8 protein-coding genes are annotated in these 12,057 nt (G+C 49.7%); all 8 read left to right on the top strand.

Annotated elements, in window-relative coordinates; genetic code table 11:
• Positions 1-28 precede the first annotated feature (28 nt).
• Positions 29-1,510, top strand: coding sequence for a glutamate synthase subunit beta (locus CFLAV_RS09815; protein ID WP_007414549.1), 1,482 nt, complete (start codon positions 29-31; stop codon positions 1,508-1,510).
• Between the two features lie 384 nt (positions 1,511-1,894).
• Positions 1,895-5,704 (top strand): hypothetical protein, encoded by a 3,810-nt coding sequence (locus CFLAV_RS09810; protein ID WP_007414548.1) that lies wholly within the window; start codon positions 1,895-1,897, stop codon positions 5,702-5,704.
• Between the two features lie 123 nt (positions 5,705-5,827).
• Positions 5,828-6,676, top strand: a complete 849-nt coding sequence (locus tag CFLAV_RS09805) for a type II secretion system protein (RefSeq protein ID WP_007414547.1) — start codon at positions 5,828-5,830, stop codon at positions 6,674-6,676.
• A gap of 116 nt (positions 6,677-6,792) precedes the next feature.
• Positions 6,793-7,107: a transposase gene (locus CFLAV_RS09800; RefSeq protein ID WP_007414546.1), complete on the top strand. Its 315-nt coding sequence runs from the start codon at positions 6,793-6,795 to the stop codon at positions 7,105-7,107.
• 509 nt (positions 7,108-7,616) lie between these two features.
• Entirely contained in the window at positions 7,617-8,396 is a 780-nt protein-coding gene (locus CFLAV_RS36090; RefSeq protein ID WP_007414545.1) for a prepilin-type N-terminal cleavage/methylation domain-containing protein, read from the top strand.
• Positions 8,397-8,497: 101 nt separating this feature from the next.
• Positions 8,498-8,827, top strand: coding sequence for a hypothetical protein (locus CFLAV_RS09790; protein WP_040547832.1), 330 nt, complete (start codon positions 8,498-8,500; stop codon positions 8,825-8,827).
• 236 nt (positions 8,828-9,063) lie between these two features.
• Complete coding sequence (locus CFLAV_RS09780; protein WP_007414543.1) at positions 9,064-10,764, top strand: FlgD immunoglobulin-like domain containing protein; 1,701 nt, start codon at positions 9,064-9,066, stop codon at positions 10,762-10,764.
• 902 nt (positions 10,765-11,666) lie between these two features.
• Positions 11,667-12,038, top strand: coding sequence for a hypothetical protein (locus CFLAV_RS09770; RefSeq protein ID WP_007414539.1), 372 nt, complete (start codon positions 11,667-11,669; stop codon positions 12,036-12,038).
• Positions 12,039-12,057 lie beyond the last annotated feature (19 nt).

Below are 12,057 nucleotides of genomic sequence, written 5' to 3'. Positions count from 1 at the left end.
ACCTACTGAAACTTTACTGAATTGAGACATGGGAAAACCGACAGGCTTCATTGAATATTTGCGCGAGATACCGCTGGATCGTCCGGCGTTGGAACGTATTCGCGATTGGAACGAGTTCCACCTGCACATGGATGGCAAAAAACTCCAGGATCAGGGCGCTCGTTGCATGGATTGTGGCATACCTTTCTGCCATACTGGCACCTTGATCAGCGGCATGGCATCCGGTTGTCCGATTAACAATCTGATTCCGGAATGGAACGATTTGGTTTATCGCGGCTTGTGGAAGGAAGCTTTGGACCGGTTGCACAAGACCAATAATTTCCCTGAGTTTACGGGGCGTGTTTGTCCCGCGCCGTGTGAAGGTTCCTGCGTGCTGGGAATTCATTCCCCACCTGTGACGATCAAGAATATTGAGTGTTCGATCATCGACAAAGGTTGGGAAGAAGGCTGGGTCACGGCCGAGCCGCCGGCGATGCGAACTGGCAAAAAGGTTGCAGTTATCGGTTCAGGTCCAGCCGGACTTTGCGCGGCGGCGCAGCTCAACAGGGCGGGGCATTGGGTAACGGTTTTCGAACGTGCTGATCGCGTAGGTGGCTTGCTGATGTATGGCATTCCCAACATGAAGCTCGACAAGGACGTGGTGCAGCGCCGGGTCGATTTGATGGCCAAGGAAGGGATCACATTTACGACCGGCACAGAAGTGGGGAAAAATTACCCGACAGAGAAGTTGATGCAGGAATTTGATGCGGTCGTGATTTGCACTGGAGCGACCAAGCCGCGTGATTTACCAATCGAAGGCCGGCAGTTAAAGGGGATTCATTTTGCCATGGAATTCCTGCACAACAACACCAAAAGTCTGCTGGATAAGCATCGCAATGGCAGCTTCATTTCGGCAGAAGGCAAGGATGTGGTGGTGATTGGTGGCGGGGACACCGGCACTGATTGTGTGGGAACTTCCTTGCGTCATGGCTGCAAGAGTTTGGTGCAGTTGGAAATTCTTCCTCAACCGCCTGTGGAGCGGGCGAAGGATAATCCCTGGCCGGAATGGCCGAAGGTATATCGTCTGGACTACGGGCAAGAGGAAGCGGCTGCGAAGTTTGGTGCAGATCCACGCACGTATCTGACCACTTCGACTAAATTTGTGGGAGACGAGCAGGGGCACGTGAAGGAAGTGCATACCATCGAGATCCGGTGGGATAAGAACGAGAAGGGGCAGTTTGTGCCTCAGCCGGTAGCCGGCACGGAAAAAGTTCGCCCGGCGCAGGTGGTTCTTCTAGCCATGGGTTTCCTTGGGCCAGAACAGCCATTGCTGGAGCAACTTGGTGTCGAGCGCGATGGTCGCAGCAATGCCAAGGCCGATTACGGCAGGTACTCGACCAATGTTAAAGGCGTCTTTGCCGCTGGAGATGCCCGTCGTGGTCAAAGCTTGGTGGTTTGGGCCTTCAACGAGGGCAGGGGCGCGGCGCGCGAATGCGATCGTTTTCTCATGGGGCGGACCAATCTACCGTAGATTTTTGCCCGTTCAGAGTTAGCATGTCTTCATTTGTCAGTCACTAGCATTAGCAGGGCTTATAGGATTCGAAGGCAGGCTAAAAAGCTGTCGTATTTTGGCTTGCCTGAGCGATATTTTGCAGCTCGTAAAAACATTGTTTTTACGGGCTTTTTTTTATGGTTTTCATGGCTGTTGGCGAATTCTTGTCATCGATTCTTAAAATCCAAAATGCCACAGCAAAATTCATAAAATCAGCCATTTTTTTGATTGCGTTTTTAACGATAATTCCTAATCATTGTTATACCTAAAAAGTTCCATTTCACATGCCTTATGTTTTAAGAATTGGGCCTTTGTTCTGTGCAGCTGCAATTGGTCCAATGACTGGACCTGCTAAAAATACCTATGAAAAAACTCAAATTAGACGGATTACTTGCCCGCGGCGTTGCTGTGGGTGCGGCAATCATGTCATTTACGACGATGGTCGAGGCCACGCCGTATGCGACAAGTTTGACCAATAATGCTGGTACTGTTTCCTTCCGGCTTAACCAGACTACAACGACCAACGATACAGTGATGGTCATTTCCAGCGGTGGGTCGGTCACTAACATTTTGCAAGCGCCCGGAAATAACATCATCACTCGTGGCTTGGTGGTAACCAACCTGGCGATTGCCCCGGGTACTTTTAAGGTTCGAATCAAGCACCTCGGTAGTGGTGTGATCTCGCCGAACAGCCCGACGGTGCCGTTTGGCGCTCCGCGCGGCGTGGCCGCAAATCGAAATCCGGCCAGTCCTTATTTCGGTTGGGTGTATGTTTCAAACTCAGGGACAAACGCAGCACACGGGCAGGGTATCTTTGCACTTTCTTCAGAACTTGCCGATATAACCGGGCAGGGGAACGTTCCAAAAACTGGTGGTTATCCAAACTTTACACCAGCAAACGCCGGGTCCTCTCCTTTCACTCTCTCGATCGCTCCTGATGACTCGGTTCTGGTCTGCGACTGGACGGATGCATCGGGAAATTTAATTACGATGCCGCCGCTGCTTAGTTCTTTCAGTTACACGCTCAAGCAGCTTACTGGTGTTGCAGCAGCGCCAGTGGGTAGCAATAATAATCACGGCAGCGTTGTCAGTGCCTTCATGGTTGGCACGGGTGCTAACACCAAGCTGTATACGCTGGATGAAGATTATCAAAGAGACCCTGCTACGGGGGCAGCCACGGAGTGGAACAGTCTTTGGCAGTATAACATTGGCGCCAGTTACGCCGGTGTTGGCTCGCCGGAGTGGTCCAGCGCTCCTGATGCCAAATTAATGACCCCTTACATTAATAATTTTTCCGGTCAGAATATGAAAGTTGAAGTCGGGCCAAACGGGTATGTCTATGTCAACCAGCGCCGGTCTAATGCCGGTCAGTATGATTTATTCATTGTTGATCCTGCACACCCCGTCGATCCTAATTCCTACCCCGGTATTGGAGGTTTCTTCTGGGATTCCCAAACCGAAAGTCTCGCCGAAGGGTATAGTGATGACGTGTTGCGGGATATGATGAGGTTTTCCGTGAGCAAGGATGGGCGGTACCTGGCGGGAATTATTGCTGGCGGCAGTAACCCGATTACTGCTCTAGATGGTAGTTCCGCAACGACTGTGGCCAATGAAATTATTCTGATTCCACTTACAAACGGCATTCCCAACATTCCTGCACGGCAGATATTCAACTTTGGTGGAGCTGGCAGTGGTCGTGATATTGCCTTTGACGCCGCCGACAATCTGATCTGTGCGAGCAGCGGCCTTGGGTATATTCAGTCTTTGGACATTGGTGAAACCACCGATGCAACGACCGGCTCGGATGGCACCTTTAGCGTTGCCACACCACCAACGCAAACGTCTGTAGTTGCCACAACACCTTTGGCTTATGAGCAAGGATCGGTTCCGGGAATGTTTACCATCACCCGTACGCCCGATGACATTGGCAATCCGCTGACTGTGTTTTACACCATCACGGGTACTGCCACGCTTACCAACGATTATACAGTCGGTGGTGGATCGTTGATTACCACGACAAACTGCGTTATCGCGGCGGGTCAGACGAGCACGAACATAACCATTACTCCAGTGGATGATTCGATTCCTGAGTTGACTGAAACTGTTCTTTTAACCATCAAGGGCAGCGGAGGTTACTCGCTTGGCTTCCCCAGTTTCGCCCAGGTGGCCATCGTGGATAATGAAATGCCACAACTCCAGGTTCTCTCGCTCTCTACCAACCTTTACCAAGGGAATCTTAACGATTACGCAGCCCTGGCTATTCGCCGCCTTGGTAATACCAATATTGACGTAAATTTGAATGCAAGTAGTTTTGCCTTCACTGGCACGGGAGTATCCAACGTTGATTATTACCTTACCAACGTGCCCGTCACGATTCCGGCTGGTGTGGTTGACCTGACTGTACAAATCATTGCTCCTGGACCGAATGGCACAACAGCCGTGGGCAGCCGCAGCATCAATCTGAGTCTTGTTGCAGGAGCCGGTTACACCGTGACTAACAATACTGCCACCACGACATTGACACTGAAGGCTGTTCCACCCGAGAACATTCTCTTTTCGGACAATTTTGAGAACGATCCGAGCGGAAGCAACTGGAAAGTAGCGTTCGCTTCCTACACCAACGGCTCCACGGATTACAACCTGATATTCGGCTACGACTACACCAGTGGATCAGTTGGAAATCTGGCACCCATCCCCCCTGCACCGCATTCAACTAATGGCGACACAAAGGGTGTCTACATGACGGTGAATAAGAATGCCGGCATCTCGGCGGGACTGAACCTGTACCTTCAGAACCACACCTTTGGGAGCAATTATGCCCTGCGGTTCGACATGTTCCTGGTTCAAAACAGCGTTGGTTCGGCGCAGTCAAAGGTTGAGAATGCCATCTTCGGTATCGATCATTCCAGCAACATGACAAACTGGTTCCGCAACGTTGCCGTCCCTGTCAGTGACAGGAGCATTCCTGGTTCAATCTGGCAGAGTGATGGATTGTGGTTCGATGTTGGTGCCGATGGCAACGGAGGTGGCGGTGCAAACACTGATTACGGTGCCTGGAGCGGACCGACATGGACGAACGGCGTCAATGTTATTGGGCCTACCAACATGATTAACCGCCTCGCCAGTACCACGCGGCAGGTTTTCAAGAAGCCCCCATTCACTGCCGGTACTTCCCTGGGAGGAAGCATGGCAAATACAGTGCTGAGTGGCACGCCTACCTGGGTGGAAGTGGAAGTCAGCCAGATTGGCAATCTCATCACGTTCAAAGCCAACAATACGGTGCTTCTAAGTTACTACAATACCAACGGCGTTCCTTCAACCTTCACGAATGGAACGGTGATGCTCGGTTACAATGATCCATGGGACGACCTGGGAAATGGTTCGGCAAGCTCTGGTGAGGCTGGCGTGATCTATGACAACGTCAGGGTTGTCGCGATTACGCCCCCCACGATCATCACTCAACCGTCCAGCATTGTGGCTTCGGCTGGCACGACCACGAACTTATCCGTTGTGGCTTCGACTGTTACTGGTACGATCAATTATCAATGGACACTCAATGGGGCGAGCATAGTCGGGGCAACAAGTTCAACCCTGAATTTCGCGCCATTGGTATCCACCAACTTTGCGACTTATGCGGTGATTGTGAATGATGGAGCTTACTCGACAACCAGCTCGAGTGTTACGGTTGCTCCGCCAACTCCGATCATCATCACCAATCCCACAAGCCGTGCTGCCGTGGTGGGCAGCTCGCCTTCCTTCTCCGTGGTTGCTCAAACATTCTCTGGTATAACCAATTACCAATGGAGATATTACGGAACGAACCTGTCCGGTAAAACGACTGCCACACTCTCATTGCCCGGAGTACAGCCGATTAGTTTTGGCGGTCCTTATACAGTGAGCGTTGGCGACGGTACTACGTCGATCACCAGTGCACCACCGGCATTCCTGACTGTTGCCGTTGCTCAAACGATCACCAACTCAGTGAGTGGTTCAACGTTTAGTCTCCAGTTTGGAACCGAATTCGGCCCGAACTATATTGTTGAATATAAGACTAATCTAACGGACGTAAGCTGGACACCGATCAGTACCAACTCCGGAACAGCCAGTCCTGTGACTGTTACTGACAGCCTGTCGGCAGCTCCGACGCGGTTTTATCGCATGCGGTTGCAATAAGCATAGCGAAGTTTAAAAAGGCATCCGCCCAAGGGGGCGGATGCCTTTCTTCAATAACAGAAAAAATTGACTCTCATTAAAACGTGGTATAGTACTGATGTTTAGTATCACACGATTAGCATTATGAATCCCCAACATTTTCCGGTTTCACCTAAAAGAAGTACTAAAGTGATTCTTCGACGAGGATTTACCTTAATAGAATTGCTGGTTGTTATTGCCATTATTGCCATCCTGGCAGGGTTGTTGTTACCCGCTCTGGCAAAAGCCAAATCCAAAGCCGCTGCGACAAAATGTGTCAGCAATATGAAACAGCTGGCTCTTGGTTGGCAAATGTATGCGACCGACTTTAACGATGTCATGGTGCCGAACGCACCCCTAGATGCTGCTAACAGTGAAAATACCTGGTGCGGTAAGCAGCAAGAGGGTTGGGATAGTACATATGACGCGAATACGAATCCCATTCCTTATCAGACTTCAATAGTGGCTCCCTACATGGGGAAGCAGCTTGGCGTATACAAGTGCCCTGGAGATACCGTTCCTTCAGATAATGGAGACCGCATTCGTTCTTACTCAATGAGCAGTCAGGTGGGAAATCTTTACACGGCTACGGAGACCAAAGGCTATAATGCCGGCTATGGGGCTTATTCCAAGATAAGCGAAATTCTTTCATGTCCCGGCCCCACAGAGACGCTCGTTTTTCTGGAGGAGAATATGTGCAGTATGCAGGATGGTTATTTGCAGATCAGGTGTGACCCCGGCAATTCAGGCTTTCCTGATGTGCCAGGCTCCTATCATGACCTTACTTCATGTGGTGTGAATTTTGCAGATGGCCATGCTCAAATTCATAAATGGGTAACCCCCGTCATTAAAATACCTGTCAGAAAGCCGTTTCGTCAGAGCAGCATAGGAACTGGCCCCACTAATCCTGATTGGAGATGGTTAACACAACATGCAGCCTGTCCATCGTCGTAAGAATGTCCAGATAGCATCCGTAATACCGAAGGACAGGATTTTATCACGTTGAATTTAGAGGATTAGAAATAACTTACAAAAGCCAAGTGACGATCCTGTAAAGGGCATCCACGAATGTGGATGCCCTTTATCTGTTCCGGGAACTTAAAGACCTTAAACTTCACGAAGTGCCCGACCGCATACATCTGGTGCCGCTGCCGCCATACAGTCCGGAATTAAACCCAGTGGAAGCCATCGGCGATGTGATCAAGGACCGGATCGGCAACACCCTGTGGGAAACATTGGACGCCCTGGAGGAAGCGATTGCTGAGGAACTGTGGCCCATCTATGAAACCGCCGAACGGGTGCGGAGCCTGGTTTCACATGGCTGGCTGCTTGAACAAGTAAACGCTGTCGTAATGGAGAATAGTGCAATTACGAACTGGAAGTGATCTTACTCTTCAAAATGCCGGGAGTTACAGACGTACGAGCGGATAAGATACGCACGATTTAATTTTTAATTTTGATATCTTACTTAAGAAGCGGATCAGGATCCTATCAGTGCAGAATGATTCCGGACTGGCGGTCGGATCTGGCTGACGGCGGGGTGGGAGTGTCCGGAAAGACATTAGCGAGCAATGGCACCAGTTAAACGTGAGCTCATTGAGGAGAAATTGTGCTATATTCAAAGTCAGGAGCAAACGAGGTTTAGGAATTGATTGCGGGATAACAGACTGAGCAAGCGAAAGGCTGGTTATAGTAACTGGCTCGTTTGCCTGGTGGTAACAATCCATAAATAAGAACCAGGAATTTCAGGCTTTGTAACTGGTTTAGAATGCTCATTCTGTTCCACTCGAGACATTGGTGTTGCATTTTTAATTACATGAATGTGTAATTACAAAATGGAAGGAGCTGAGCACAATAAGAGTCCTAGGTCCTAGCTGTTATTCAACAAATTAATATGGTCGGGTCCAAAATATACGTTCCCCAAAGGGTGCCTTTCAAAAATAAGCGAACAAATGGTTTTACTTTGATTGAGCTTCTGGTGGTGATCGCGATTATTGCGATATTGGCAGGGTTGTTATTGCCTGCATTGGCAAGAGCAAAAGAGAAGGGGAGGAGGACGGTTTGTCTCAACAATCTGAAGCAAATGGGCTTGGGAAGCCTCATGTATGGGAATGATTATGCGGGTAATCTGACTGGTAATCTGACTTACTACGACGACAATGATAACTGGTTGTATGGGGATTACGTCAAAAACACTGGGTCGTTCATTTGTCCCAACACCAGGAATGCGATTCGGACTAATTCCGTGTTGAATACAGCCACAGGGCGCATCGATCTGGTGGATCTTCAGACCTTTGCCATCAGTAAAGATTCAACCAACGGTTATACATACGAGAATTTTGGGTGGTGGGCAGGTCACAGTGATTCGCCAATGGCCGGTGGTGCAACTGATGTGGCTACCCGAAAAACAGAGAACCTGGTGCAAACGAGAAAGCACGCGGCTGTATTGTTTGGACATGGTGAGGTTCCCGGGCCGAGCGGAACCTATCTGATCATCCATGCAGATAATTATTTTGCTGATCCTGCGAATTACGATAAACCGGATCCAAAAGACGGGCATGGCGCTGATGGGTTTCCGGCGGTTTTTTGCGACGGGCATGTCACATTTATCCAGCATAAAGCATGGTTTGTGACGCGCGAGATGTCGTGTGATACCTGGAGAGCGACGGAGTGATGCTGCTGCAAATTTTATTAACATTGTGGAGGCGTGGCAAGCCATGCAGCCGCAGAGCTGTAATGAGTACGGGCTGTTTGATCCTTAGTTTAATACTTGGGATGACCAGTGGTTGTGGAAAGCACGAAGCAACTCCAGGAGTCACCTCGGCTTATAGCGGCTTCGTTTGCGCGGCGTGCGGGGCAAAATTCTACGTGTCCGGTCCAGTGTCTGGGGAATCCTGTCCGCAGTGTAAAAGAACTGAAGTTCAACCCGTGCTCGCCTTCGTGTGCGCGACTGATGGTCACACGACGATTGATGTGCGCAGAAGCCGGTTGATCCCCTGCGAACAATGCAAAGCTCAGACGACCTCATTTCGCGATCCGACAGAAGGTGAACTTCAAGCCTGGGGAGCGGTTCAAAAGCCGAAGGCGGATGTTGCTGGAAAATAATTTATTCATTCAGAGCGGAAGTAAAGCTTGGAAGGTTTCAATTGGCGATGGGTATCCAAAGAGTGGGAGTTGTCTGGAGACCTGCGCTGATTGACACGGGAAACTGCTGAACGAAAGCGTGGTGTTGTTGCGCCATTTGCCAGTGCTTCTGTGACTTCCGTGCTGTCCATGGAATTTCGTCCAACAGGGTGACGAAAAGTAAACCAAACTGCGCATAAAAAAACCACGAAAACTGCATGAAATATAGACTAAAAAATCAGACCGTTGGAGGAATGGCGTTGGCGCTCGTAATAACCGCGGCTACAGTTCATTCCGCGCGGGCGAATGTTTATGCGACCAATATAAAATTGAATGGCGCTACAAACGATGTCACGACTGGTGCAGGGGGCAATGTCTCGATCAGCTACATTTTGAATGAACCTGCTTCCGGCGGGGTTGCGGTCAGAATCCTGTCCGGCAACACCACGGTTCGAGTTATAAATGTTGCTGCCGGAAGTGCGGGAACATTGCGTGGTGCAAATAATATGGTTTGGGATGGAAAGGATGGTGTGGGTGCCAATGTTCCGGGTGGCACTTATACTGTGAGTATTACTGCAGCGTCCACCGGTTATACCAACTGGACACAGATTACTGATGATACCAATATCGGAAACGCAGTTTTCAGCTGTCGAGGTCTCGATGTTAACAAGAATACGAACAGCCCTTATTATGGGCGGGTCTTCGTGGGAAATGCGGGTGTAGGACCAGGATATCCCTCAGTTGTCGCCGATACGCCGGGGATTCAAAAGCTGAATGCTGATAGCAGTCCGGCGGATGAAGGTGGGTTTGCGGATGGGGGTTATGCCTGGGTCGGCGACGGGTATAGTCCATGGCGGATCAAGATAGGGGCGGACGACAAGGTCTACGTCGAACACTGGTCGGGAAATGGAAACATTTTTGCGTGGGATCAGCAACTGAGCGCAGGTTCGATGCAGAACATCATGCGGGACGATAACAATCCCACCCCTGAACCAGCGCCGCCGGTAGGACCGGTAAACTATCAAGGCCTGATTCGGCCAAGCACTCCACAGGGTAACCTGGGTGGATTCTTTGTCACTGGTAGCGGGACGAATAATCAGGTGTGGATGTCTGATAATAATACGGGCGGGTGGGGGATTATGCATTGGAATGCGCAAGCCGATGGAACGTTAGCCGTGGGGCTTTCGCCTGACATTGCCGTGCGCGCCACTGCGGCTCATTTTGCGATCACCAACTCTGATCTGGATGACTCCGCCTTTGATGTGGCTCTGGACAATGCCGGAAATATTTATGTGGCACAACAGCCGTGGAATAATGATCAGTTCAAAATCTTTAAGTTTTCGCCTTATACAGGAGTTTCGCTGACCAATGCGATTTGGAAGGCAGGCGATACTTTGACGAACGATGCCAATGATGTTACCTCCATCGCGGTTAACCCGGCAGGGACGCTCGTAGCGGTTTCACTTGGCACAGATCAACAGGTCCAAGTGCTGGATGGAAACACCGGGACGAATGTGGTCAGTCTCAGTGCGGATGGACATGCCCAGATGGCTGTTGCATGGGATAATGCGGGTAATCTTTATAATGCCTTTGATGGTCTTGCGGGAAGTGAGGGTAACTGGCGCGCTTTTTCGCCTCCGGGAGCAAATCAGGCTACAACCGTAGCCATCGAGAAAGTGGTGGTGAATGCCCCGGTCCTGCCACATATTACCAGCATTAAGAGCAGCGGTGGAACGGTTACGATCGACTTCACCGGCTCGGCCAGCGATGACGCATCCGCTTATGTTCTTCAAAGTGCTGCGACTGTGAACGGAACTTTCACTGATGTGGCAGTAACTCCAATACCACTGAGTCCTGGAGTCTTCCGCGTCAGCACTGCTGCCAGTGGAGCGATAAAGTTTTACCGCATCAAAAGATAATCGGGGCTCGGTAATTTTTGCCGACGAACAAGAATTCCTCCAATGGGCATCCACAAATGTGGATGCTCTTTTTGTTTCGTTCATTTTGAAGTGCGCTATAAAAACGCCCTTAAATCCCATTTCCACTTTACTTCCCCGCAAACCAGTTCCATTCTGCCGCGTAGCAGCCGGGGCTGGATGGATTATGGAGTTATCAAATACAGAACCAATCATTGCTGACCAGTCGGAGGTGGAAACCACCGTCACCTTGAAGTGGATCGTCCAACGCCTGCGCATGGGCACCTGGACCCACATCAGCAACTGCCCTGGGCCCAAAGAAAACCAAAATGACCGAAAATAAGTGTCATTACTTTGGTTTGACCCCCTTAAAAAATGAAGATATTACCATACAGCGCGGTGCCGACCAGAGTCGAGTTTTGGCGACGCTGTCAAGAGGACCGTTGGAGTAAGAATGACGACGGTTCGGCTTTTAATAATAAAGGTGGAATCCCTCCTGAACATGTTGCAGAGGATGAAATTGTGCTCTCCGATCCCAACTGGTGTTCAGAATGCTGGACTGAATTTCATCGGCCGCTACCTTTGAAATGCCCCAAATGTAGTACGCCTATAGATTGCCTCGACAAACTGAAGAGCACGATTACGGATTGGACAGGTAACCGAAATCCACATATTTAAGCAACTACGCCTATGGGAAAGTTGGATTGCTTATTATGCTGCGATGTTCTTGAATTTTTCTTCAGGAGGTAATCTTTAATTCATCAGCAACTGCCTTTACTGGGCCCAAAGAAAACCAAATGACCGAAAATAAGTGTCATTACTTTGGTTTGGCCCCTTTAGAATATGATGGAATGACCATGGGGCATGTCGCTCAACAGGGAACTAAAAAACGTCAATAAAATATCATGGCTTTCTATTTAATTAAGTGCGTTCCTGAAAAGCAAACTGATCAGCCTGACAGGATTTTGAAAATTTCAGAAATTAAAGCTGCCGTGAAGCGGGATACTGATTTGGATTGGGGTAAAAAGTTTAAGGAAAATCAACTTTATCGCCGTAGGGATGGTTCTTTCGTGAGTATTCCCTCCGACGAGGGTTTCTTTTTCAAACTTGATCCTGAAGCAACCTTTGCCGTCTGCAGCGAGTTTTTTGATGGAATTTCCATAATGACGAGCGGTGACCCAAGCGTAGCCAACAAATGCCAGGCTTTGGCAGATGCTATGGGGGCAAAATTGTTCAGAATCCGAAGCGTCCGGGAAGATCAAAGCGAAAGGCAATAACTTACAAGTGGTTAAACTG

Origin of the sequence: Pedosphaera parvula Ellin514 (genome assembly GCF_000172555.1) — a bacterium.
In the GTDB taxonomy this organism is placed as follows: Bacteria; Verrucomicrobiota; Verrucomicrobiia; order Limisphaerales; family Pedosphaeraceae; genus Pedosphaera.
Note: the sequence above shows the minus strand (reverse complement) of the source record. Positions and strands in the feature narration are given on the sequence as shown.

What these genes read in the sequence shown, in the direction of transcription:
- CFLAV_RS09780 (WP_007414543.1), top strand. Translation starts at nt 9,064, where the DNA reads ATGAAATATAGACTAAAAAATCAGACCGTTGGAGGAATGGCGTTGGCG.
- CFLAV_RS09790 (WP_040547832.1), top strand. Translation starts at nt 8,498, where the DNA reads ATGACCAGTGGTTGTGGAAAGCACGAAGCAACTCCAGGAGTCACCTCG.
- CFLAV_RS09810 (WP_007414548.1), top strand. Translation starts at nt 1,895, where the DNA reads ATGAAAAAACTCAAATTAGACGGATTACTTGCCCGCGGCGTTGCTGTG.
- CFLAV_RS09770 (WP_007414539.1), top strand. Translation starts at nt 11,667, where the DNA reads ATGGCTTTCTATTTAATTAAGTGCGTTCCTGAAAAGCAAACTGATCAG.
- CFLAV_RS09815 (WP_007414549.1), top strand. Translation starts at nt 29, where the DNA reads ATGGGAAAACCGACAGGCTTCATTGAATATTTGCGCGAGATACCGCTG.
- CFLAV_RS36090 (WP_007414545.1), top strand. Translation starts at nt 7,617, where the DNA reads ATGGTCGGGTCCAAAATATACGTTCCCCAAAGGGTGCCTTTCAAAAAT.
- CFLAV_RS09805 (WP_007414547.1), top strand. Translation starts at nt 5,828, where the DNA reads ATGAATCCCCAACATTTTCCGGTTTCACCTAAAAGAAGTACTAAAGTG.